Source organism: Maribacter aquivivus (genome assembly GCF_900142175.1).
In the GTDB taxonomy this organism is placed as follows: Bacteria; Bacteroidota; Bacteroidia; order Flavobacteriales; family Flavobacteriaceae; genus Maribacter; species Maribacter aquivivus.
The window spans coordinates 511,902-536,919 of sequence record NZ_FQZX01000002.1; the positions used below are offsets into that span (position 1 = coordinate 511,902).

The 25,018-nt window shown below is 34.4% G+C and carries 27 protein-coding genes; 11 read left to right on the forward strand and 16 right to left on the reverse strand.

The window, feature by feature from the left end; translation table 11 throughout:
• The 3 genes from BUC31_RS12685 to BUC31_RS12695 are packed head-to-tail and all read left to right on the forward strand — an operon-like array spanning position 1 to position 2,255.
• Positions 1 to 861, forward strand: coding sequence for an ion transporter (locus BUC31_RS12685; RefSeq protein WP_073244742.1), 861 nt, complete (start codon positions 1 to 3; stop codon positions 859 to 861).
• Entirely contained in the window at positions 854 to 1,774 is a 921-nt protein-coding gene (gene miaA, locus BUC31_RS12690) for a tRNA (adenosine(37)-N6)-dimethylallyltransferase MiaA (protein WP_073244743.1), read from the forward strand. The genes BUC31_RS12685 and miaA overlap by 8 nt, the downstream gene beginning before the upstream one ends.
• Positions 1,767 to 2,255, forward strand: a complete 489-nt coding sequence (locus BUC31_RS12695) for a gluconokinase (protein ID WP_073244745.1) — start codon at positions 1,767 to 1,769, stop codon at positions 2,253 to 2,255. The genes miaA and BUC31_RS12695 overlap by 8 nt, the downstream gene beginning before the upstream one ends.
• Positions 2,256 to 2,309: 54 nt before the next feature.
• Here BUC31_RS12695 and BUC31_RS12700 read toward each other — a convergent pair whose 3' ends face one another.
• The 13 genes from BUC31_RS12700 to BUC31_RS12760 form a co-directional block, all read right to left on the reverse strand.
• Positions 2,310 to 3,023 carry a response regulator transcription factor gene (locus tag BUC31_RS12700; RefSeq protein WP_073244746.1) on the reverse strand — a complete coding sequence of 238 codons (714 nt, stop codon included), beginning with the start codon at positions 3,021 to 3,023 and terminating at the stop codon, positions 2,310 to 2,312.
• Between the two features lie 6 nt (positions 3,024 to 3,029).
• Entirely contained in the window at positions 3,030 to 4,613 is a 1,584-nt protein-coding gene (locus BUC31_RS12705) for a sensor histidine kinase (protein WP_073244748.1), read from the reverse strand.
• An 83-nt stretch (positions 4,614 to 4,696) separates the two neighbouring features.
• Positions 4,697 to 5,281, reverse strand: coding sequence for a dephospho-CoA kinase (coaE, locus tag BUC31_RS12710; protein ID WP_073244750.1), 585 nt, complete (start codon positions 5,279 to 5,281; stop codon positions 4,697 to 4,699).
• The gene (locus tag BUC31_RS12715; protein WP_073244752.1) at positions 5,278 to 6,243 is read right to left on the reverse strand and encodes a CdaR family protein; all 966 of its coding nucleotides are present in this window, start codon (positions 6,241 to 6,243) and stop codon (positions 5,278 to 5,280) included. The genes coaE and BUC31_RS12715 overlap by 4 nt, the downstream gene beginning before the upstream one ends.
• On the reverse strand, positions 6,243 to 7,250 hold the full coding sequence (locus tag BUC31_RS12720; protein WP_073244754.1) for a glycosyltransferase family 2 protein: 1,008 nt from the start codon (positions 7,248 to 7,250) through the stop codon (positions 6,243 to 6,245). The genes BUC31_RS12715 and BUC31_RS12720 overlap by 1 nt, the downstream gene beginning before the upstream one ends.
• A 55-nt stretch (positions 7,251 to 7,305) precedes the next feature.
• A complete protein-coding gene (locus BUC31_RS12725) occupies positions 7,306 to 8,112 on the reverse strand; it encodes an enoyl-ACP reductase FabI (RefSeq protein ID WP_073244756.1) in 807 nt (268 codons plus the stop codon).
• 162 nt (positions 8,113 to 8,274) lie between these two features.
• Positions 8,275 to 9,942: a DNA repair protein RecN gene (gene recN / locus BUC31_RS12730; RefSeq protein ID WP_073244757.1), complete on the reverse strand. Its 1,668-nt coding sequence runs from the start codon at positions 9,940 to 9,942 to the stop codon at positions 8,275 to 8,277.
• Positions 9,943 to 9,997: 55 nt separating this feature from the next.
• Positions 9,998 to 10,891 (reverse strand): type IX secretion system protein PorD, encoded by an 894-nt coding sequence (gene porD, locus BUC31_RS12735; protein WP_073245940.1) that lies wholly within the window; start codon positions 10,889 to 10,891, stop codon positions 9,998 to 10,000.
• Positions 10,884 to 12,089, reverse strand: coding sequence for a bifunctional phosphopantothenoylcysteine decarboxylase/phosphopantothenate--cysteine ligase CoaBC (gene coaBC / locus BUC31_RS12740; RefSeq protein ID WP_073244759.1), 1,206 nt, complete (start codon positions 12,087 to 12,089; stop codon positions 10,884 to 10,886). The genes porD and coaBC overlap by 8 nt, the downstream gene beginning before the upstream one ends.
• Positions 12,090 to 12,094: 5 nt before the next feature.
• Positions 12,095 to 12,421, reverse strand: coding sequence for a DNA-directed RNA polymerase subunit omega (locus BUC31_RS12745; RefSeq protein ID WP_073245942.1), 327 nt, complete (start codon positions 12,419 to 12,421; stop codon positions 12,095 to 12,097).
• Positions 12,422 to 12,438: 17 nt separating this feature from the next.
• Positions 12,439 to 13,266, reverse strand: a complete 828-nt coding sequence (locus BUC31_RS12750) for an outer membrane protein assembly factor BamD (protein WP_244534046.1) — start codon at positions 13,264 to 13,266, stop codon at positions 12,439 to 12,441.
• A gap of 119 nt (positions 13,267 to 13,385) precedes the next feature.
• Positions 13,386 to 14,276 carry a 4-hydroxy-tetrahydrodipicolinate synthase gene (gene dapA / locus BUC31_RS12755; RefSeq protein WP_073244762.1) on the reverse strand — a complete coding sequence of 297 codons (891 nt, stop codon included), beginning with the start codon at positions 14,274 to 14,276 and terminating at the stop codon, positions 13,386 to 13,388.
• Positions 14,277 to 14,278: 2 nt separating this feature from the next.
• The gene (locus tag BUC31_RS12760; RefSeq protein ID WP_073244764.1) at positions 14,279 to 14,812 is read right to left on the reverse strand and encodes a DUF6913 domain-containing protein; all 534 of its coding nucleotides are present in this window, start codon (positions 14,810 to 14,812) and stop codon (positions 14,279 to 14,281) included.
• A 45-nt stretch (positions 14,813 to 14,857) separates the two neighbouring features.
• On the opposite strand from BUC31_RS12760, the gene BUC31_RS12765 reads away from it, so the two are divergent.
• The 8 genes from BUC31_RS12765 (at position 14,858) to BUC31_RS12800 (ending at position 21,469) form a co-directional block, all read left to right on the forward strand.
• Positions 14,858 to 15,643 (forward strand): 5'-nucleotidase C-terminal domain-containing protein, encoded by a 786-nt coding sequence (locus BUC31_RS12765; protein WP_073244766.1) that lies wholly within the window; start codon positions 14,858 to 14,860, stop codon positions 15,641 to 15,643.
• 1 nt (position 15,644) lies between these two features.
• Positions 15,645 to 16,550 (forward strand): bifunctional metallophosphatase/5'-nucleotidase, encoded by a 906-nt coding sequence (locus BUC31_RS12770; protein WP_073244768.1) that lies wholly within the window; start codon positions 15,645 to 15,647, stop codon positions 16,548 to 16,550.
• 15 nt (positions 16,551 to 16,565) lie between these two features.
• The gene (locus BUC31_RS12775; protein ID WP_073244770.1) at positions 16,566 to 17,015 is read left to right on the forward strand and encodes a GNAT family N-acetyltransferase; all 450 of its coding nucleotides are present in this window, start codon (positions 16,566 to 16,568) and stop codon (positions 17,013 to 17,015) included.
• A 320-nt stretch (positions 17,016 to 17,335) separates the two neighbouring features.
• Positions 17,336 to 17,899 carry a Crp/Fnr family transcriptional regulator gene (locus BUC31_RS12780; protein ID WP_073244772.1) on the forward strand — a complete coding sequence of 188 codons (564 nt, stop codon included), beginning with the start codon at positions 17,336 to 17,338 and terminating at the stop codon, positions 17,897 to 17,899.
• A 65-nt stretch (positions 17,900 to 17,964) separates the two neighbouring features.
• Entirely contained in the window at positions 17,965 to 18,351 is a 387-nt protein-coding gene (locus BUC31_RS12785; RefSeq protein WP_073244773.1) for a hypothetical protein, read from the forward strand.
• A 129-nt stretch (positions 18,352 to 18,480) separates the two neighbouring features.
• Positions 18,481 to 19,323, forward strand: coding sequence for a class D beta-lactamase (gene blaOXA / locus BUC31_RS12790; RefSeq protein ID WP_073245944.1), 843 nt, complete (start codon positions 18,481 to 18,483; stop codon positions 19,321 to 19,323).
• A gap of 130 nt (positions 19,324 to 19,453) precedes the next feature.
• Entirely contained in the window at positions 19,454 to 20,068 is a 615-nt protein-coding gene (locus BUC31_RS12795; protein ID WP_073244774.1) for a fumarylacetoacetate hydrolase family protein, read from the forward strand.
• A gap of 507 nt (positions 20,069 to 20,575) precedes the next feature.
• Complete coding sequence (locus BUC31_RS12800) at positions 20,576 to 21,469, forward strand: helix-turn-helix domain-containing protein (RefSeq protein WP_170861961.1); 894 nt, start codon at positions 20,576 to 20,578, stop codon at positions 21,467 to 21,469.
• An 8-nt stretch (positions 21,470 to 21,477) separates the two neighbouring features.
• Here the strand turns inward: BUC31_RS12800 and BUC31_RS12805 are convergent, their stop codons facing one another.
• The 3 genes from BUC31_RS12805 to ligA are packed head-to-tail and all read right to left on the reverse strand — an operon-like array spanning position 21,478 to position 25,016.
• A complete protein-coding gene (locus BUC31_RS12805) occupies positions 21,478 to 21,783 on the reverse strand; it encodes a hypothetical protein (RefSeq protein WP_073244776.1) in 306 nt (101 codons plus the stop codon).
• Complete coding sequence (locus tag BUC31_RS12810; RefSeq protein ID WP_073244777.1) at positions 21,780 to 23,018, reverse strand: cation:proton antiporter; 1,239 nt, start codon at positions 23,016 to 23,018, stop codon at positions 21,780 to 21,782. Before BUC31_RS12810 ends, BUC31_RS12805 begins: the two co-directional genes overlap by 4 nt.
• A 6-nt stretch (positions 23,019 to 23,024) precedes the next feature.
• Positions 23,025 to 25,016, reverse strand: a complete 1,992-nt coding sequence (gene ligA / locus BUC31_RS12815; RefSeq protein WP_073244778.1) for an NAD-dependent DNA ligase LigA — start codon at positions 25,014 to 25,016, stop codon at positions 23,025 to 23,027.
• Positions 25,017 to 25,018 lie beyond the last annotated feature (2 nt).

A 25,018-nucleotide genomic window follows, 5' to 3' on the forward strand; every position in this document is an offset into this window, starting at 1 on the left:
TTGAAGGAAGACGAAAAACTATCACCTTGGAAACGAAAAATTCATGAAATAATTTATGAAGCAGACACCCCTATGGGTAAACTGTTCGATATTATTCTTTTCGTTATTATCATTTTCAGCGTTATTCTTATCATGCTCGAAAGTGTTAAAGCTATCGATGCCGAATATCATGAAATTCTTTTTGTATTAGAATGGATAGTTACCATTTTCTTTACCATTGAATATATTGCTCGTATTATCTCTATTAAAAAACCAAGCCATTACATATTTAGCTTTTACGGAATCATAGATTTCTTATCCACTATTCCGTTATACATATCTTATATTTTTGCAGGATCCCAAGTCCTTTTGGCCGTTAGAGCATTTAGATTATTACGTGTATTTCGTATTTTAAAACTTGCCCGTTTTCTTGGGGAAGCCTCGCAATTAAAAAGAGCCTTAAAAGCTAGTAGAGCAAAGATTACCGTTTTTCTATTTGCCGTGCTTATTGCATCGGTGATGATGGGAACGCTCATGTACTTAATAGAAGGTGATGAAGCTGGTTTCACGAGTATACCCACAAGTATCTACTGGACTATTGTTACGCTTACAACAGTTGGTTATGGCGATATAGCACCAATTACCCCACAAGGGCAAGCAATTGCTACAATTATTATGCTCTTAGGTTATGGCATAATCGCCGTACCAACAGGGATGGTTACGGCTGAATTTTCAAAACAAAGCAGAGAAGACACTTCTAATTTGAAGGATTCTGGCAGCTATGTTCATATAAACACACAATCCTGTCCAACATGTAGCAAAGAAGGTCATAGAGATGATGCTACCCATTGTTATAATTGCGGATCAATATTAAATGAATAAAATACTTATATCAGTAGTAGGCCCTACAGCCATTGGTAAGACCAAATTGGCAATACTTTTAGCTCAGCATTATAAAACAGAAATTATATCAGCTGATTCTAGACAGTTTTTCAAAGAAATGAATATTGGTACTGCTGTACCTAGTTTAGAAGAACTAGAACAAGCTAATCATCATTTTATACAGCACAAAAGCATTACAGAAGAATACACCGTCGGTGATTTTGAACGGGAAGCTATTCAAAAACTATCCGACCTTTTTAAAGTACATGATGTAGTAATTATGGTTGGTGGTAGCGGACTTTATGTAAATGCAGTTACTGATGGCTTAAACACCTTCCCTACAATAGATCCATCTATTCGTGAAAAGTTAAATTTAGAACTAGCAGAAGATGGTATAAGACCACTACAAAAGAAACTAAAGCAACTAGATCCTATATATTTTGAAAAGGTAGACATCTATAATCCTCAAAGGGTTATTAGAGCATTAGAAGTTGCTATTGGTAGTGGCAGCCCCTATTCTTCGTTTTTAAACAAACCAAAAGCTAAAAGAGAGTTTAAAGTTTTATCTGTTGGATTGAAAGCTGAACGCCCCTTAATATATGAACGTATTAATGAACGTGTAGACTTAATGGTCGAAGCCGGACTCTTAGAAGAGGCAAAAGGATTGTTATCGCACAAAGATTATAACGCCTTGCAAACGGTTGGTTACAAAGAGCTTTTTAAGTATTTTGACGGTGAATGGACTTTAGATTTTGCTATATCCGAGATTAAGAAGAACACTCGAAGATTCGCTAAAAGACAACTAACGTGGTTTTTAAGAAACAAAGATACTCAGTGGGTTGAATACGATTACGATCCTAAAACACTATTACCTAAAATTGAAACTGATATTGTAAATTTAAAAAATGGTTAAAAAACAGATCTTATTCTTAATGGGTGTTTCAGGTAGCGGAAAATCTACTATTGGTAAGCTACTGGCTGATAAATTACAATTCCCATTTTTTGATGGCGATAGTTTTCACCCAGAAGCGAACGTTAAAAAAATGAAAGAAGGTCACCCATTAAACGATGATGATCGCCAGGGCTGGTTAGAAAAACTCAACGAAGTTGGTATTGAGAACTTATCTACCGGAGCGGTAATTGTGTGCTCTTCCCTGAAACAAAAATATAGAACCATACTAGGCAAAAACCTAGAGAACAATCATCAATTTGTTTATTTAGAAGGTAGCTTTGAGCTTATCGACTCTCGATTGAGAGAACGAAAGAACCATTACATGCCTGCAGGGCTTTTACAATCTCAATTCGATGACCTTGAAACTCCTTTAGACGCCCTTACTGTTTCAATAGATCAAACGCCAGATGACATTGTAAACGATATTATCGAAAAGCTATAAAAACAAAAAAGCATCCCAATAGGATGCTTTTTTTATACTTGATTTCGTTGAAAATTATTCTCCTTCAGTCTTTACCACCAATCGGAAACCTTCACCGTGAATATTTAATATTTCTACAGTATCATCAACTTTAAGATACTTACGCAATTTAGCAATGTAAACATCCATACTACGAGACGTAAAGTAGTTATCGTCTCTCCAAATTTTAGTTAAAGCTAACTCTCTTGGCATTAAATCATTTTCATGCAAAGCCAATAGACGTAACAACTCATTCTCTTTAGGAGAAAGCTTAATCGCCTCGGTATCTTTATATTTCAAGAATCTCAATTTAGAATTTAAGTGGAAACCACCTATTGTAAATTCAAATTTCTTGCTATCAGCTAATCCATTAGAAGCTTTTCTTTGAAGAATTGCTTTTAATTTCATTAGTAATACTTCAGAATCAAAGGGCTTGTTCAAATAATCATCTGCACCAGCTTTATATCCTTTAAGAACATCTTCCTTCATTGTTTTTGCCGTCAAAAAAACAATTGGAACATTCTCATTCTTTTCACGAATTTCTTTCGCTAATGTGAAACCGTCCTTGTAAGGCATCATAACATCTAAAATACAAATGTCATAATTATCTTTTTTGAACTTCTCAAAACCTTCCATTCCATTCTTTGCCAAAGTGACATCGAAGTCATTCATTGACAAATAATCCTTCAATACAATCCCAAAATTAGGGTCATCCTCTACTAAAAGTATTTTCTTGTTTATTGTTTCCATATATTTTTATATTAACGGCAGTTTTATGTAAAATGTACTTCCTTTTCCTTTTTCACTTTCGGCATAAACTTCGCCTTGGTGGTCTTCTACTATTTTTTTTACGTAAGACAATCCTAATCCATGTCCTTTTACGTTATGTATGTCTCCTGTGTGCTCTCGATAGAATTTTTCAAATACTTTCTTAACCACACCTTTACTCATACCAGCACCTTGATCTTGTACTTTAATAATAATGTAATTTTTAGCTCTTTCTGTAAACACATCTATTTTAGGAGCCTCTTCAGAATACTTAATTGCATTATCCAACATATTGACGATTACATTGGTAAAATGCATTTCATTTGCTAATACTTCACAACGCTCAGCATCCAAATGCGTATGAATATATCCTCCCCTATCATCAACTATTAATTGTACGTGAGTAATAGCATCTTCTATAATGTCGTGAACATTGACCCTATCCTTACTTATATCGAGCTGATTTTTTTCAAGTTTAGAGATTCTTAACACATTTTCTACTTGTGCATGCATTCTTTTATTCTCATCGCGAATCATCTGTAGATAACGTAGAACCTTTTCTTGATCATTAATTATCTTCGGATTTCTAATCGCCTCAACAGCAAGATTTATGGTCGCAATCGGAGTTTTGAACTCATGCGTCATATTATTTATGAAATCGGTTTTTATTTCAGATATCTGCTTTTGACGAATTAACTGATAAATTGCTCCTGCATAAGCCACCACTATTATTATGGTAAACAATAATGAAAGCATTGCGAGACCTAAGATAGATTGCACCAAAAATCGTTTTTTCTTAGGAAAGGAAATTAACAAATCGAAATTTGAAACTCCTTCATAATCTACGAACATGGGCGATCTATAGATATTCGCTTCTGCATATTTAAATTTAGATGATTTCACTTTGGTCGGTAAACCATTGCTATACACTCCATATTCAAATGCTATATCAACTCCTCTATTCTCTAACTCTCGTTGTAAAAGCAACTCAATTTCTTGCTTAGAAACACGCTTATGAATAGGAACACGCTTGGCATAAACCATAAAAACATCTTCCATGGCAGCTTTCTCCATTTTATTAAGTCCTCCGATTTTTTCAAATCTTTGAATTGGATTTAAGCGTGGTGTATTACCCTCTAAGTCTATATCTTCTCTAAAAATTGAAGTCGTACGCTTACTGGTATAACTTTTAATGATGGTAGTATCTGCACCATCACTACTATCAAAGAACGTAGACGAGATTCCGTAGTCTTCTTCTAAAATACCGTGTTCATACAGTAATATTTCATTAGAATTGACATCTCTATCAATAAAGAAAAAATTAGTAAGCTGAGTACCTTTAAGCTCCCCTCCTATACTATCCTTAGCATTTAAATACCTGTCAAAATAATTTTTAGATTCTCTTTCTGTAATTTTATTGGTGACGCTGTTCAATGCTTCAGAAACACTGCTAGAGAATTGTTCTTCTCCACTATCTATGGATTTACTAATCCAGAAACTTTGAACGAAAATCAGACCAATAAGTGAAAGGCTCATCAAAACCACTAAGAGCACAAATAACTTTTTGTTCATTGGGTGTTAAAATTAAAGATTTAACAGTTAGAGGATAGTACGTTTAACCTAACCTTAACAAAAATGTTAAAATTGCTAAATTACTAACAGTCAGCTAGGATAGATGCGTGCACTTGAAGAACTTTTTCTCTAGTTCTTTCCAAATCAATATTTTCGATAATAAAATTGGCTAATTCTAATTTTATTTTATCTTCAAGCTGGTTGTTCATACGAGCTTCAACCTGCGCTCTTGTAGTATTATCTCTATTTAATACACGACTAATACGGACTTCTTTGGGAGCAGTTACCAAAATGACTTCATCATAGAGATCTTGAGATTTATTTTCAAACAATAAAGCTGTTTCTTGAATTACATAGCTTGCATCTTGCTCATTTGTCCAATCTATAAAATCTTGCCTTACTACTGGATGTACTATATTATTGAGTTCTGCCAATAATTCTGAATCATTGAAAACTTTCTCTGCTATATATGGTCTGTTCAGCTTCCCTTTTTCATAAGCTTCATCCCCTAACAGCTCCACCAATTGTTTATTGATAGTTTTAGAAGTGTTCATTAAATACTTTGCACGTTGGTCAGAGTCGTAGACCGGAACACCTAATTCTTTGAACATAGTAGCGACAGTAGACTTACCACTTCCAATTCCTCCTGTAAGACCAATTATTATCATTCTCTTCGAAGTATAAATTCGACTTCATTTGTACTCATTACAGCATTGTTTAATGCTCTGGGGTATTTCACCAATTTTACAGACAATCTATTTTCTGTTTCTTTCGATATCTTGGCGTAATCTGCCTCTACAGAAAAATCTTCTATTTCTAATTGTTTCAAATGCTCCAATGTACCTTGACAACGCACTTCAACAATTTCCGGAAAAGTACGAACCTTTATATTTTCAGGTAAATTAATGACGTGAACAGGAACTTTAATGACCTGTTCAGAAAATTTGACCACCTTACCAGAAACCTTAACTCTTTTATTAGAAAATGTAGTTCCTTTTAGTTGCTCTGGTAATTGTAAAGCAATTTCATTTGAAAAAGAGCTATTTACATTGTCTGCTTTAAACAACACAGTTCTTATTTGGTTTATAGTGTCTATTTGACTCTTAGGACCTGATAGTTGTATAGAATCTGGCTTTACCCTAATATCACCTTCAAGAATGTGATTGGCTGCAAAAGTCATCTCCATTAACACCTTCACAGGTACTTTTTTCATCTCTAAAGATGTGAAATCGAAATATATTGCGTCGCTATCAAAATCGGTCAGCGTGCTATAATTGTTAAGTTGAGATTCTAATTGAATTCTAATTTGGTCAGACGTTAGATAATAACTACCATCTTTATGCATTACCTTACTTACATCTAGTTGAATATGCTTAGGTTTCAATTCATATCCCAAAAACTGAAATCCTGCTGCTTGTAGTCTTACTTGTATTTCATCTTTGGGCGTATTTGCCAACAAAAATTCTTCAGGAACATTAATGTATTCTACTTGAAAGGTAGTGTTATTGGTATAGGTAAGCGATAATTTATTAATTAACCAAGCTAGTGATGCACACAATAAGAACACAAGAAAGACTTTTACCTTTCTTTTCTTTAGCCCTGTCTTAATCCACTCTAATAAACGTTCCATCAGTTCACTCTAAAAAATAATTTTGGAAAAATTTCCTCTGGTTTCTTACCTGAAGAATTAATATACAGGGTTGATTTTAAAAATCCGTACCCATATCCCAAAAATTGTATCGCAGTTGCCAATAAAGATAGGAAGGCTACTTTTAAATTACCGGTTTTTCTAAGGGCATCTATGAATAATAACAGAAAGTATAAAGAATAAATATACAATGGCACCATAAACCCTACTATAGCCAATATAATTGAAACCAATAATCCCAAACAAAACACGGTAGGAAACCAATATGTAATTTTCTTTGTTTCTGGATGCCACTTATTTAAAATTGGGCGCACCATACCAAATTTGTTTACCTGAATATAAAACTTGTTCCAGTCTATCCTTCTTTTATGATAAACAAATGCTTCTGAAATCAGTTTTGTTCTATACCCTTTATTCCAAATACGTATCGTTAAATCTGGATCTTCACCTGGGTGAATATTTCCGTATCCGCCTACGTTTTCAAAAGCTTTTTTCGAAATACCCATATTAAAGCTTCTGGGCTGAAATTTATCTACTGCTTTTTTTCCACCGCGAATTCCGCCTGTGGTCAAAAAAGAGGTCATAGCATAGTTAATTGCTTTCTGAACAGTAGAAAAAGATTCATGTGCTGCATCTGGACCACCATAGCAATGCACATAATCTTCTTGTAAACTTTTTTCTGCTTCCACAAGGTATTGTGGCGGTAAAATACAATCAGAGTCTAATACTATAAAGTAATTACCTTTTGCCCGAGACATGCCGTAATTACGAGAATCACCAGGACCAGAATTAGGTTTTTTATAGTATGAAATTGCAAGAGCGTCTACATACTCACCTATGACTTTTTCAGATGAAATAGTAGATCCGTCTTCGACGATAACCACCTCAAAAGTTTTGTCATAGGTTTGTAAACGTAGACTGTCCAACAGTTCTTTAATTTCGTTGGGTCTATTGTATACAGGAATGATAAAAGAAAACGATAAGTCCATTATTACCTTCCTTTAATGAATAGGATCCAACAAAATTGGAAAATTAAAATTATGATTAAAACTTCTCTATAACTTCTTGACTAACCCCTGTGTTAGAGAAACCACCGTCATGAAACAAGTTTTGCATTGTTACTTTTCTCGTAAGGTCAGAGAATAATGTTATGGTATAATCAGCACAATCTTGAGCTGAAGCATTACCTAACGGAGACATTTTTTCAGCGTAGCTGATAAAACCATCGAAACCTTTTACCCCTTGCCCTGCAGTTGTTGCAGTAGGTGATTGAGAAATCGTATTTACACGTACATTTTTCTCTTTACCAAAAAAGTAACCAAAGCTACGAGCAACAGACTCTAAATATGCTTTGTTATCTGCCATATCATTATAATCTGGGAATGTTCTTTGTGCTGCCATATAGGTCAACGCTACAACACTACCCCACTCATTCATAGCATCTGCCTTATAAAGCGATTGTAATACTTTATGAAAAGAAAGGGCTGAAACATCCCATCCTTTTGCTGTGAAATCATATTTCTCATCTGTGTAAGCACGACCTTTACGAACGTTAACGGACATACCAATAGAATGCAATACGAAATCAATTTTTCCTCCTAATATTTCAACTGCTTTTGCTACTAAATTATCCAAGTCTTCAACACTTGTAGCATCTGCTGGTATAACTTCTGAACCGGTTTCTTTAGCCAATTCATCTATCTGACCCATTCTCATGGCAATTGGGGCGTTTGTCAAAACAAAAGTACCACCTTCAGCGTGTACCGTTTGTGCCGTTTTCCATGCAATAGAATTTGCGTCTAATGCTCCAAAAATAATTCCCCTTTTTCCTTTTAATAAGTTATATCCCATGCTGGTTGATTCTATAGTTAGATTTAATATTCAAAGATATCTAAAATATGTTAATAGAGAATTGAAGTATTACTTAAAAACCCTAAAACAACAGTCTTAATTCAAGTAAACAAAGACCTGATTGCTATTAGTAGCAATTACATTCTTTAAAATTGTTGTGATTTATACACTTGAAGAAGCGCTCAAAAGCTCTTTTGCATGAGCCAAAGCAGAATCTGATAAATCTTTTCCGCTTAGCATATGAGCTAATTCCACTACTCTTTCATCATCTGTCAATTGTTTTAAATTTGTCATGGTACGTTCTTTACCTTCCGTTTTAAACACTTTGAAATGATGATTTCCTTTTGATGCTACTTGTGGTAAGTGAGTAATAGAAAATACCTGCAAATCTACACTCATATCTTTCATGATATCTGCCATACGGTTAGATATTTCACCAGACACGCCTGTATCAATTTCATCAAACATGATTGTTGGTAGTTTTTCATACTTAGCCAGTATCGCTTTAATCACCAACATTATTCTTGACAATTCTCCACCAGATGCAACTTTTTTTAATTCTCCATAACTGCCACCTCTATTGGCGGTGAACAAGAATGAAAGTTCATCTTTACCGGTAGCTGTAAATTCTTCTGCGGTATTTAATTTTATTTCGAATGATGCGCTTGGCATACCTAACAACCCTAAATCAGATTCTAGTTTTTTCTTTAATTGCGGAATTACAGAATTTCTCTTTTTACTCAAAACAACTGCTTGCGCTTCTAAAACTGCTTGGAGCTCTTGAATTCCTTTTGTTTTTGAAATTATTTTGTCATCCAAATTTGCCGTTTCAAAAACTTTGTCTGCAAGGTCATTTTTAATAACAATCAATTCTGCTATATCGCTAACATTATGCTTTTTCAACAAATTATATAGTAGTTGTAACTTGTTATTTACCTGTTCTAACTGATCAGGGTTCGCTTCTACCCCTTCTTGTAATCGTTGTAATTCTGAACTAACATCATCTAATTCTATCAGTACAGATTTTACACGCTCAAATAAATCATTATAGTTGGACCCAAAATCGACTAATTTCGAAAGTGATTGACGCATTTCTGTCACCAACGGCAAAACACCAATTTGTTCGTCATTAAACAACTGATCTCCTTTTGACAGCTGCTCCATAATCAACTCAACATTGTTAAGTTGCTCGTATTCTTCCTCTAATTCCTCAATGACCCCTGCTATCAATGGCGCCTTTTCAAGTTCTTCTAACAAAAACGTATTGTAATCTTGTTCTTTATTCGCAGTGCTTTGAACTTCAATAAGTTTATCTAGTTCTTTCTGGGCTTTGCGATAGGTTTTTAGACCTTTTCTATATTCTGATAATCGTTTCTGATTGTTTGCCAATGCATCTACCAATTTTAACTGAAAATCGTTTTCGGTAAGCTGCATGGTCTGATGCTGAGAATGAATATCAATAAGATTTTCTCCCAAGATTGACAAGACTCCTAATGTTACCGGAGTATCATTTACAAACGCCCTGGATTTACCGCTAGGTAAAATCTCTCGTCTTATAACTGTACTATTTTCATAGTCCAAGTCATTTTCTTCAAAGAAGTTCTGGAGTCCGTACGTGTCTATTCTGAAAGTTCCCTCTATAATACATTTCTGATCCTTAACTCGTAAAGAGCTTAAATCTGCACGTTTACCTAGCACTAAAGATAATCCGCCAAGTAAAATAGATTTACCTGCACCTGTTTCACCGGTAATAACCGTGAAACCTTTATTGAAGTCTACTTCTAGACGATCAATTAATGCGTAATTAGAAATGGAAAGGGTTGATAGCACGCGTTAGAATTTTAGATTCACAAAGGTAATCTATAATTCCGTTTCGTAAAATGGTTCAATATTTAATATCGTTCCAGGTAGTTGCGTATAAAGGTGCTATTTTATTGAGGGTTTCCTTAAGCTTCACGATATCCACTTTTGGACCGTCAGAAAAAATATTTTTAATCTCTTCTGATTTTGCATCAAAGAAAGTAGAAATCAAAAATGCATTTGGTCTTCTATTAATCATCGTCTGAAATAAATTCATCGTACCCGCAATTACTTGCTTACCCGTACTATTGTTATCAGGTAATATGTCAAGCCCTTTTCTGTGATAGTTGTACATCGCAATACGGTACTCTCTATAGGTATTTGACAAAAGATTATCTATCAATTCAAATCTACTTCTGTTAGAATCTGCAGATTGGCTCCATCCGGCAGAATTACTACCTTGAGCTTGAGTTACAATATTCTGTGCCTTTCTATAAAAATCGGTTCCGCCTTCTAATGAAAAGGTATCTGCATCTAGACCTAATATTACATAAACGTAATATGCCATTACACTTACCAAATTAGATTCGAACTGATTTTCATTAAAAATTAAAGGCTGAAATTCAATGTATTGAAAATTAAACGCATTGTCTTTATAATTAAAAACCGGCGATGAATATGAGGTATTATAAACTGGTCTAGAAGATTGTATTTGAATATTACCACTAAAATTATTCGATTCGTAAGAGGTAATGGTAATGAACATTTGGGCATTTACCCTTTCGTTCTCTTTGTAAACTCTATTTGTCCACTTTGTTTTATTGATAAAATCATTCAAAGAACGTTCTAATGTCTTAAAAACTTGTTGCTCGCCACGAGATAGTTGGTCAGAATTGACCGTAACTGCACAAGTTAATTCTTGAGCATTTGTAACTAAACTAATAAAGGTGAAAAGTAATAGAAATACAGCCTTACGCATACCGTCTTTTAATAATTTCATTGAAGATATCCACGGCAACTTCTGCCTTGGTCTTTAGTTCAAACGCAGTAATGTTAGAATTGGTATCTATAAATGAAACTTTATTGGTAACCCCACCAAAACCAGCACCTTTATCTCGCATAGAATTCAATACGATGGCATCTAGATTTTTGCGTTTTAGCTTACCTTTTGCATTTTCAATTTCGTTTTCTGTTTCTAAAGCGAAACCAACTAAGAATTGATTTTTTTTATGATCACCGAAGGTTTTTAGGATGTCTTTATTCTTCACTAATTCAATAGTAAAGTTTTCTTCGGATTTTTTAATCTTCTGTTCTGCTACTGTCTTAGGTCTATAATCTGCTACAGCTGCTGCACAAATTACGATGTCTGAAGTTTCATAATACATTTGAGCGCTATGATACATATCGTCCGCAGATACCACATTGACAACATGAATGTTATCGTGAGTAACAGATAAATATGTAGGTCCAGTAACTAAATATACTTCTGCACCTAGACTTGCCGCTGTTTTAGCGAGCTCAAATCCCATTAAGCCTGAGGAGTGATTTCCTATAAAACGAACAGGGTCTATTGCTTCATAGGTTGGCCCTGCAGTAATCAAAACTTTTTTACCAGATAATGGTAATCCATCAGATAACTGCTTTTTAATAAAGCTTACAATATCTTCTGGTTCTGCCATTCTACCTTCGCCATGCAAACCACTAGCAAGCTCACCACTTGTTGCCGGTATAATCATGTTACCAAAAGAAGTAAGCGCATCAAAAGAACTTTGGGTACTTGGATGCTTATACATATCAAGATCCATTGCCGGAGCAATAAAAACCGGACATTTAGCCGATAAATATGTAGCCATTAAAATATTGTCACAGTTACCAGTTGCCATTTTAGACATGGTATTCGCCGTAGCTGGTGCAATGACCATTAAGTCTGCCCAAAGTCCCATATCTACATGATTGTTCCAGTCCACGGTATTGCCTTCCGTCTTTACAAAATCAAGCACTACCGGGTTCTTAGCCAAAGTGGCAAGGGTAAGTGGGGTAACAAAAGAGCTGGCGCTATCGGTAAGTATGACCTTAACGTTAGCGCCAGCTTTTATAAATAAACGAACTAAGAATGTTATTTTGTAAGCGGCAATTCCTCCTGTAATTCCTAAAAGAATATTTTTGCCGTTCAACATATTTCTTAAGCGTCTTTTTCTGTGTTTCTGTGGTAGATTTTATCAGTCAACCACTCTTCTACTGCCATTGCGTGTGGCTTAGGTAATTTTTCATAAAACTTAGAAACCTCGATCTGCTCTTTGTTTTCAAAAACTTCTTCTAAACTATCGCTATAAGTAGCAAACTCTTCTAATTTCTCTAAAAGCTCTTTCTTAATTTCAGAATTAATCTGAACAGCACGCTTTGCAGCGATTGAAATAGCCTCATAAATATTTTCAGTAGGCGCATCGAACTCATTACGGTTAATAGTTACCGTAGATACCGATGCCTTAGAGTTTTTTAAATCGTTCATATTCATAATTAAATTATTTATTTTGATTCAACGACCTGCGCTTGCATGCGTTGTAATTCTTTATCAATTTTTTCAATTAAATCTGTAGCTTCCTTATCGAATTTAGATTCTGGAAACTGCTTTTTCATTGCTGCATGAGCAGACTTGGCATTTTTTAAACGCTCTTCTTTCAATTGCTCAAAACTATTTACCGCCATGTGTGTTAATGCTTCAACCTTAATGAACATTGCCTCTTCTCTAAAAGGAGAACCAGGATTATCTGACACAAAGTTATCGCTCGCCGCTACTGCAGATTTAAGCATATCATAATTGAATTCACCCAATTTATTATACTGCTTTAATATCTCAAACGCTTTTTCTTGTTTTTTTGTTGTAAGCTCTTGTGCCATAGTATTGGCTTCGGCATAAAACTCAGATTCAGAATACGTGTTAATGAAATTCTGTAATTTCAACAACGCCTTATCTGTATCTGTCTGATCTAAAGAATATTCTGGAGATAACTTATAGAAACTTTTAGCTCCTAAAAAAGTAGCCTCTACCGCCTTATCACTTTTTGGATATGATTTCACAAAACGCTCAAACTGATAGCCTGCCATATTGTAATCTTCTCGCTGAAAGTAGCTATTAGATAAAAAGAACATAACACGCTCACCTTGAGGTTTACCTACATATTTAGGCGCTATTTGCTCAAGCAATCTGTTGGCTCTTCTAAAATCACCTTCTTCATAGAAAGTTTCGGCCATATCGTATTTAGCTTTTACATCATCGTTCTTAAGTACTTTTTGGTACTCGCTACACGATTGTAAAGCAATGGCAATCAATAGTATTGGGAAAACTCTCCTCATTTTAAAAAACATTTTGCAAAATTAGTGATTATCAATGGATTTAAAAAACATTTTAAACCAATAAAAATACAGGCTTTACAGCACACGAATGTCCTACTAAGTGAAGATTTAACGAATATTTATGCTGGTATGCGTATCATAGATTCCATAAATGAAACAATTCTATGCTTTAAGGCATCACTCGCTGTAATCAATGGTAATCTTACAAAAGGCTTGGCAAGACCTAAATATTCAAATATAACTTTGATACCAGCCGGGTTTCCTTCTTCGAAAATCAACTTCATACCATCTTGCATTTTATAATGATAACTATAGGCTACTTCGGTATTACCATCTAATCCTTCGTGTACCATTTTAGAAAATTCTTCAGGCAAACCTTGACCAATTACAGAAATTACTCCATCACCACCTGCAACTATAGTTGGCAATGCCGTAATATCATCCCCGGAAAGCACTAGAAAACCTTCTGGTCTTTTAGATATTAGTTCTTGTACCTGTGTCATATCGCCACAGGCTTCTTTTACCGCTATTATATTATCAAATTTCTTTGCAAGGCGAACTACGGTTTCTGGTAACATATTACTACCGGTACGGCCAGGTACATTATATAAAATTATTGGTAACGGTGATGCATCTGATAGGGCTGCGAAGTGCTGATAAATACCTTCTTGCGTAGGTCTATTGTAATATGGAGAAACAGATAAAATAGCATCATATGCAGATAAGTCTGCAGATTTCAATTCTTCTACCAAAGCCATGGTATTATTACCGCCAATACCTATTACTAAAGGCAAAGCACCTTTATTGGCTTCTTCTACGGTCTGCATTACCAATTGCTTTTCTGCTTTTGATAGGGTTACTGATTCAGCAGTAGTACCTAATACCACTAAATAGTCTATATTACCTTCAATATTATAGGCCACTACTCTTCTAAGGGCTTCAACATCTACGGTACCATCTTCTTTAAAAGGCGTAATTAACGCTACTCCTGCTCCCCTTAAATCTCTCATAATTAAATCTCTTTAAAAATGCCCAAGTACTTTTTCAATTCTTTTTTAAATATCTGAAAGTCCTTTAACGGCGTATCTAACATTAAATCATTGTAAGTAGGTCCTACTTCTTTAAACCCCACTCTTAAACGAGCCTTTGCCTTTACCGACATTAAATTCAACAGCAGGCTATCCTCATTATAATAATTCACTAAAAGGTCATATTCTCGTCCTAAAAACTCAAGGGCATAGCTGTTTTCTATTTCACCGTTCCACCCTAAGTCCTTATCTGAAAAAACAGGAGTGGCATATGGTGAGTTTTTATCATAAAAACGCTTATAACCAATAATTTTAACCGCATTAGGATGCAATGATAGCTCTTCTTGAAACTGAAAAAACAGTTCCGTTTTCTCAAACTTATCTAGATCCACAATACAACCAACAGAACGTATTCCTTTACTCTCACGCGTTACAGCAACTGGTGTTGCCACCAACTGTTTTAATATCTTACGGCCAGATTTCCGTTTAAACTTGTCCTTAATTCCTTTTAAAAACATGTATTTTTACATTTTGACAAATGTAAATAATATCCCTGCAACTCTATGGCGAAGTTAAAACACTTTGATATTTTAAAAATAAAACATTTTGTTATATTTTTAACATTGCTACATTTAGCATCTTGCAAAAACAACCCTGAGCAGCTAAAAGAACTGACTGGCAAGCAGATACCGATTGACACCAGTTTTACTTCAGTTGACAGTATTCAGAAATTTATTCAGCCTTACCATGATCGTGTTGAAAGTATTTTAGACAGTACTTTAGCATATGCACCTTTTGTAATCACTAAAACCGATGGCAAATTCAATACTACAGCAGGTAATTTAATGGCCGATATTGTATTGAGCGAAACCAGCCCCATATTCAATAAGCGCACAGGGCATACTATTGATTTGGTATTATTGAACCATGGCGGTATTAGATCTATTATATCTAAGGGTAATGTCACTTCTAGAACTGCATATGAAGTAATGCCTTTTGAAAATTCCGTGGTAGTAGTAGAACTTAAAGGCGATGCATTATTAAAGATGGTCGACTATCTAATACAATCTAAAAGAGCGCATCCTGTTGCTGGTATACAGCTTATTCTAAACAAAGATAACACGGTAAATACTTTTACTATTAACGGAAAGTCTGTAGATAAAAACAAGTCTTATTATGTTGCTACTTCTGACTACCTGGTAACTGGCGGCGATAATATGAACTTCTTTAAAGAAGCACTTTCTAAAACAGAAACCGATTATAAAATACGAAATGCCATGATAGATTTCTTTTCTAAAGTGGATACTCTTGCCCCTAAAGTAGATTTAAGATACTATCAATTACAGTAAAATGGAAAGAAGAAAATTTATACGAAATACTGCTGCGTCATCTAGTCTATTAACCCTTGGTGGCTTAGGTCTAAACTCTTGCAACCTATCTACTAAAAAGCATATTACTATTTTACATACCAACGATGTACACAGTCATGTAGATGCATTCCCTAACGATCACGCAAATTTCCCTGGTTTGGGCGGTTTGGCGCGTAGAGCAGGTTTGGTAGATAGTATTAGAAAAGAGAACCCGCATACATTTCTATTCGATGCCGGCGACATCTTCCAAGGTACCCCCTACTTCAATTTTTATGGTGGTGAGCTGGAATTTAAACTAATGAGTATGCTTAACTATGATGCCACCACTATTGGTAATCATGATTTTGATAATGGTATTGACGGATTGTTAGCCCAAATGCCCTATGCGAAGTTTAATTTTATTAGTGCCAATTACGACTTTTCAAATACGATTTTAGACGGACAAACACAGCCGTATAAGATTTATGAGAAAGACGGAATTAAAGTTGGTGTCTACGGATTAGGGATTAAATTAGACGGATTGGTTACAAAACAGCTCTATAAAGAGACTGTATTTCTTGACCCTTATGAACTGGCAACCGATATGGAAACCAAACTAAAAGAAGATGAAAAATGCGATTTGGTCATTTGTCTCTCTCACTTAGGATATGAATATAGTACTGAAAAACCTGATGATTTAAAGCTTGCCAAAAGAACTAAATACACCGATTTGATTATTGGTGGTCACACCCATACATTTTTAGATAAACCTACAATTGTAACCAATGCTGCAGAACGTGATGTTTTGGTAAATCAAGTAGGGTGTTTTGGAGTTAACCTTGGTCGTATAGATTTCTATTTTGATAGTAAAAACACTACAGCCGACGGATACACAATTAAAGTCTAAAAATTAGATCTTAAAATGCTATACTACAAACGTTGTTCTAGCGATAACCAAAACTTCAAAGAATTAGTTGCCTTACTTGATGCTGATTTGGCATTACGAGATGGAGATGAGAATGCTTTTTATGCACAATTTAATGGTATTGATGCGTTGAAAAACTGTGTTGTCTTTTATTCGAACGAAACACTTGTTGCCTGTGGTGCTTTTAAAAAGTTTAACGAAGACACCGTTGAGATTAAACGTATGTATGTTCAACCAGATTATCGCGGAAAAGGAATTGCCTCAAAAGCGCTAGTTGTATTAGAAGAGTGGGCTAAAGAACTAAACTACTCTTACACTGTTCTAGAAACCGGATTACGCCAGCCGGAAGCCATTGCACTCTACAAAAAGAATAATTACACAATTATTGATAATTACCCTCCGTACGAGCATATGCCCAACAGTGTTTGTTTTAGGAAGGTATTATAGATTTATTTCTACGATAGTATCATGTATGGATATAGAAAAGAAAAGTGTAATTAGCTTAGCATAAGTCAAACACCATTTCTTAATAAATACTATGATTGTCAAAACGGATTAAATAATATCTTATCCACATACATCCTAAATTAAATTCTACATGCATTAACTTATAATAATTCTGCAAACTTTATTTATGTTGCATCTTCTTGAAATAATTTATATTTTCTTTACTAGAGTCCTTTAAAACTAAATAGAAAAATTCATGTATTTGCACACTACTAATCTCTTTTAATTTTTGTATTTATGGATAACAAACACTCATCAAAATGGAAAAATTAAAAAACTGCATCTTAAATCAAATCTCCATTGACAATCTTTCTTTAGATGCTATTGTTTCAGTCTTTGAACCTATGGAAATTTCAAAAGGTAATTTTTTCTTGGAATCAGGAAAAACCTGTAGACAAATGGCATTTATTGCATCTGGCTATATGAGAATTTACGACATTGTAGATGGCAAGGAAATCACCTTATGGATTGGTAGTTCGGGTAAATTTATTACATCACTTTCTAGTTTTGTTTTTGAAACCGAGAACCATTGGAACATTCAGGCTGTGACCGATTGTACTATTTACGTCATCAATAGAGAAGATCATTATAAACTGAATAAAACCGAACCCAAATGGTTGGAATTTGACAACCTTCTGTTGGCGAATTCTTTCGCCTTGCTGGAAAAAAGTATGTTCTCCCAACTACATACCACAGCAAAACAAAGATTTCAAAGCTTACTAGAAGAAGAACCGGAACTCTTTAATACTGTACCATTGCAATACATAGCTTCTATGTTAGGTATTACACCAGAATCATTAAGTAGGTTGAGAAAATTGAATTAACTACCATTTGTCAAGAGAGATGATATCTTGTTTGCTGAAATTTGCAAGAACAAGAATTTTAAAACATGAACAAATTACAGAACGCTTTAAAAGCCAATGCCATATTCTCTAGCATTTCTGGCATATTACTGATTATATTTAATTCTAAAATAGCTGCACTATTTGGTACGGACAATACTACTATCTTTTGGGTGGTTGGTTTGGTGTTACTTTACTTCACCATTACTATTTGGTATGAGACTAAAAAACAAAGAAGATTAGCTGTGCAATGGATTATTATTCAAGACATTTTGTGGGTGGCAGCTAGCTTAATGATGATTTTACTCAATCCCTTTGATATTACACCAACGGGGAATTTAATTATTGGAATTATTGCGGCAATTGTATTGTTTATGGCGATAAATCAAACTAAAGCACTCAATCAAAACAAAACTGCTACCAAAAATCAATAAAACACATAAAGTGAATTGCTTCACATCGGAATAAAAAAACATTAGCTACAAGCATAAGGTTACTGCTTATAAATTCAAATATTTATCTTTAAAGCTCTTTTTATTAACCTTATATTTTTTCTAATGTCTTTGAAATTTAGCCATATCACTTTACTCTTATTATGTATAAGTTCATGTAAAGAACAAAATAAGGACCATACTGTTGAACAGCCAAATTCAATTGAAAATAAGATAGAAAATACTAAATTTCAATTTATTATAGATTCCTCAGATGTTAAGGGATCCGTAGTCATATATGATTTAAAGAAAGACATCTTTTACTCCAATGATTTTGACTGGGCAAATCAAGGAAGATTGCCTGCATCGACTTTTAAAATTGCAAACTCCATTATAGGACTTGAAACCGGAGTCATTAAAAGTGACAGTACCATTTTTAAATGGAACGGTGAAGACAGATGGTTAGACATATGGGAACAAAATCTGGCGTTAAAAGATGCTTTTCAATACTCATGCGTGCCCTGTTATCAAGAAGTGGCTTCAAAAATCAACCCTGAAAGAATGAACACCTATGTAGAAAAACTACACTATGGTGATCTTCATATAGACTCGTTAAACATTCGAAACTTTTGGTTGGAAGGAACATCACGTATCAACCAAATGCAACAAATCGCTTTCTTAAAAAGGTTCTATGGTAACAAACTCCCTATTTCAAAAAGGACAAAAGACATCGTTCAAAAAATCATGATCATCGATACGGAAAAGAACTATACGCTCAGCGGAAAAACGGGCTTAACCATACGTCGCGAAAAATTTAATGGTTGGTTTGTAGGTTATATTGAAGTAGCTGATAACACCTATTTATTTGCCACTAATCTAGAACCATTATCTTCTGATATCAATATGAATGAATTTAGCAAAAAAAGAAAATCTATTACACTTTTAGCCCTTAGAAAAATGGATATTATAAAATAAAACGTTACCTCAACATAATCCTAAAACAAAACGCAGAGATAATGTGATTTCAATAAATTCATTATCCCCATAGTTGTAATAATCATTAATTTAGTCCCATAAACTGAATTACACATTAAGATAATAAACGATGAAAATAATAGGCATAGGAAAGAATTACGTAGTTGACAAATCTGAAATTGACGGATTAAAGAATGATGTACAACTCATTTTCACAAAGCCAGATTCTACCCTGGTTACAGATAGTAAAGACGTAGCATTCCCTGCTATTACCAATCAATTGATTTATGAAGTAGAATTGGTTGTGAAAATTGGTAAAACAGCAAAAGATGTAAGTATAACAGATGCAAACTCTTATATCTCTGAAATAGGTATTGGTATTGACTATACTGCAAAAGATGTACTTACGGCAAGTAGAGAAAAAAAAGGGCCTTGGGCTTTAGCAAAAGGTTTCGATGGCGCATCACCTATTGCAGGTTTTAAACCAGTATCGGACTTTCCTGAATTAGATAATATTAATTTTGATTTAGTAATTAACGGAGAAAAAAAACAAGTAGGTAATACAGGCTACATCATTTATAATTTTGCTGAAATCATAAGTTTTGTTTCCTCTTTTATGACATTGAATCCTGGTGACATGATTTTTACCGGTACACCGGCAATAGGTGCAGGTGAAACATTTAAAGGAGATCATTTACAGGCTTCTATTGAAGGAGAAATGTTGCTTGATTTTAAGATGATTTAATACATACAGTATTTTTTATATTTTAAACCGGATTTCTTAATGGAGTCCGGTTTTTCAGTTTGTCCTTTTTTCTATTTAAAATAGACAACAATAAAAATGGCACGACATCTAATCTTTACTATTTCTTGTAGGATACTATTAAACTTCTTTCATTGAGCTTATATTTTAAATTCTTAGTTCAACCAAAACAGCTACATTTCATGTAATATAAATTGTACATTAGCATTGTTATTAAAATGAATAATAAAAAGTTATTCAATGAATATTGTTTTCTTGTTAATTGCAATCTTCGGATTTATTTTAACCGCTGTATTACTTTTAAGAAAAAATGTAAATAAATTACCTCAACAATTTCTTGCTTTTTTCTATTTTGTTTTTTCCATATACAACCTTCAAACTTACATTATAACCGATGGATTGTTAACTCAATTCAAATGGTTTTACTTTTGGCCACTCTTACTCTACAGCGTAATAAGCGTACCTGTATATTTCTATTTTAAAACAGTTATGGACGATAAGTTTACGTGGAAATGGCAATACATTTTACTATTTATCCCCTTTCTACTAAGCGTCATAGATGTTGCCCTTGTTTTTTCTAATCCAGCATCCTACTATAATCAGATTGTAGAAAATGCCATTAATTTCCCAAAAGAGCGATTTAATGCAAAATATGGTCTCCTAAGCTTAAATGAACACTACAGCTTACGTCATTTATGGCAATTAATATACTTACTTTCTCTACTACCGTTGTTAAGACGATTTTTAGATATAAACCCAAATGATAAACTAAAGATTATTCTTAATAGATGGTTGCTTTTGTTTTATGCGGCATTAACCTTAATGGCTTTTATTACTCTGTTTTTTGGTGTAGAAAGAATGTTAGGTATCAATACTTTAAATGTATCAACCACAAGTTTATACAGTTTACAGATTATTTTGTTTCTAGTTTTATTATTGATAAGCATAGCTCCCTTATACTTCCCTTCTATTCTCTACGGATTTCCAAAGAATCAGTTATTGGTTTCATCATCTATTTCAAATGATACCAATTCACAGATGTACGGGTTAGATAATCAAGAACTAAACAACTCACTAATAACTATAGAACAACAGCAAGCATTTTTAAAACAAGGTTTTAATTTAAAAGCTTGTGCAGAACTTTTACATGTGCCTGCTTATCATGCTGCTTATTTTTTCTATCAAACAAAAGGCATCAGTTTTACTTCTTATAGAAATAATATAAGAGTAGAAAAAGCAAAGCAGCTAATTGATTCGGGATTTCTAGAATCGAATGATTTAAATACTCTTATTTCTGCATGCGGATTCAATAGTAAAAGTGATTTCGAGAAGACTTTTGAAAAATTGACAACTACCAGTTATAATAATTACCAACTAAAATAATGTAAAGACTAGGTTTTATTTTTTATCACATATTCCACAATTACCTTAAGCTCTTCGTCTAAGGTAATTGTTGGATATTCTTTATTCGCCAACCTGTACCAATATCCCGCATTAAAACGGTCGCCTTCTTTACGGTGCAAATATGCATGTAACCAGCTACCTAAAGCACTATGCATGTCTTGTGCTATGTTATGAGAAGCTTCCCAATCGCCTTTGGCATCATACCAAGCCGCTTTTAGTCCGTCCGTCCATTCTTTTGGCACATGAGACAACTCTAAACTCTTTTCAAATTCAAGATAGGTCTTCGGTATCATTTTACAACTCTTTTAATAAGCTTCTCTACAGTTAAACCTTGTCCGATAATAGAGAATACCACTACTATGTATGTAATCACTAAAAATGCATCTCTATGCATTTCATCAGATAAACCTAATGCCAATGCTATGGATATACCACCACGCAATCCGCCCCAAGTCATTACCAAATTAGTTTTCGGTATAAAATCTAGCTTCTTCTCAAAGAACTTAATAGGAATTAATAGCGATAAGTATCGACAAATAAGCACTAAAGGAATTGCCAGCAATCCGGCAATTACGTATTCTGTTTTAAAGGATAATACGAGCATTTCCATCCCAATTAAAACAAATAGAAGTGTATTCAAAAGAATATCTAATAACTCCCAAAATTTATCTACATAGGTTTCTGTAGTTTCTGACATGGCTGAATTACGTACCGTATCATTACCTACTACCAAACCTGCAGCAACCATTGCCAATGGAGCAGATAAATGGAATTTCTGTGCTATCAATGTCCCTACCATAACGGTTGCCAAAGTTATGATTACTTCTATATCATAATCATCTATAGACTTCATAAGTTTCCATGTTCCCCAACCTAAGGCTAGACCTAATGCCAACCCACCTATAACCTCAACTCCAAAAAGCTCTAAGATGTCTAAAGGACTAACAGCTACTTCAGTTGCCGAAGCCAATTGAAAAATGGTTAAGAAAACAACTACTCCTACTCCGTCATTAAACAATGACTCTCCTACGATTTTTGTTTCTAATTGCTTTGGTGCTCCTGCCTTTTTCAATATTCCCAATACTGCAATTGGATCTGTAGGTGAGATTAACGAACCAAAAAGTAGACAATAGATAAAAGAGATATTCATTCCTATCAATTGTAATAAATAATACATGCTCGTACCTACTAAGAAGGTTGATACCAACACACCTAAGGTAGAGAATACTAATATAGGCCAACGCTGTACTTTTAATTGTTCAAAATTGGTATGAAGTGCCCCTGCGAACAAGAGGAAACTCAACATAATATCTAGTAATACAGATTTAAAATCTATCTGGGTAATGATATATCTTTCTGCATTAATTAAGGTATCATCGATATAACCAATTAAAAAAACCACCAAGGTAAATAGAATTGTAATCAGCATTAAGCCAATACTGTTAGGTAGTTTTAGAAAACGCGCATTTATATAACCGAATATTGCCGATAGAAATACTAATACTGAAATAATTGTAAAAACGTCCATAGTTGTTTATGCTATCATATTTATAAAATCTTGCTCACTAATAATTGGTATTTCTAGATTCTCTGCCTTGGTACGCTTGCTTGGCCCCATTTTATCACCTGCTATCAAGAAACTAGTTTTTGATGATATAGAAGATCCTACTTTACCTCCATTATCTTCTATTTTCTTTTTAAGCTCATCTCTACTTAGAATCTCAAACACACCTGATACTACAAAGGTTTTACCCGCCAACATATCGGTCTGGTTTTCTAACTTCTCGGCAGATATTGCTAATTGTACGCCGTAACTACGTAATCTTTCTATAGCATCGATATTCTTCTCATTCGCAAAAAAGTCAATAACACTCTGCGCTATACGCTCTCCTATTTCATCAACCGATGTCAAGTGCTCTAGGGTAGCTTCTTTCAAAGCATCTATATTTTTATATGCCTTTGCCAATTTCTTTGCTACAGTCTCCCCTACAAAACGAATACCTAAAGCAAATAGTACACGCTCAAAAGGGACTTGTACTGATTCGGATACGCCTTTGACTAAATTTTCTGCGGACTTCTCAGCCATTCGCTCCAACGGCAACACATCTTCTTTGGTGAGTTTATACAAATCGGCATAATCATCTATTAAACCTTCTTTAAATAGTAATTCTACGGTCTCACCACCTAAGCCTTCAATATCCATTGCCTTTCTTGAAATGAAATGCTGAATACGACCAGTTATCTGTGGAGGACAACCATATTCGTTTGGACAGTAATGCTTGGCATCACCTTCTGTACGGGTAAGTTCTGTTCCGCATTCGGGACACTGATGTATATACTCCGTAGGTTTTGAATCTGCAGGTCTTTTGGTTAGATCTACCGCTATAATCTTCGGAATGATTTCTCCTCCTTTTTCTACAAATACGGTATCACCAACACGTACATCTAATTTTGCAATTTGATCAGCATTGTGCAATGAGGCTCTTTTTACTGTTGTCCCTGCAAGCAAAACAGGTTCTAAGTTAGCTACAGGAGTAATTGCCCCTGTACGCCCTACTTGATAGGTTATTTCATTTAAGGTAGTAAAGACTTGCTCTGCCTTAAACTTATACGCCATTGCCCAACGCGGCGATTTTGACGTAAATCCTAGTTCTTCTTGATTCTGAAGACTATTTACTTTTATCACCACTCCATCTGTTTCATAAGGCAACTCATGTCGTTTTACATCCCATTCCTCTACAAATGCCATAACTTCATCTGTAGTTTGGCAAAGCTTTGCCACTGTTGGTACTTTGAAGCCCCATTCACGGGCTTTCTCTAACATATAAAACTGAGAGTCTATATTCAGATTTCTACCTACTATGCTATATAATAAACACTCTAGCGGTCTTTGTGCAACAGCACTACTATCTTGAAGCTTTAAACTACCAGATGCTGTATTTCTAGGGTTCATGTATGGGTCTTCACCATTTGCCACTCGTTCTTCATTCATTTTCATGAATCCCTCAAAAGGCAAAACGATTTCTCCACGTATATCAAACTTATCAGGATAATCGCCTTTCAATTGAAGTGGTACAGATTTTATAGTTTTAATATTATTGGTGACATCATCTCCTTGAATTCCGTCTCCACGGGTAACTGCTTTTACCAGCTTCCCTTTTTCATAAGTTATGCTAATAGATGCACCATCATACTTTAACTCGCACGTAAATGCAACGGGCACATCACCTAGGTTACGCTGAATACGTTTCTCCCAATCTTCTAAATCTTCTTTGGAGTACGAATTATCCAAAGAATACATTCTATGTTCATGAACTACGGTTGCAAAATTCTTTGTGATCATACCACCAACACGAAGTGAAGGGGAACTTGCATCATAGAATTCTGGATGCTTTGCCTCCAGCTCTTGCAATTCTTTCAATTTCATATCGAACTCATAATCAGAAATGGTCGGATTATCCAACACATAGTAATTATGATTATGCTCTCGTAACTCTTTTCTTAGTGCTTCTATTTTTGCCTTCATAT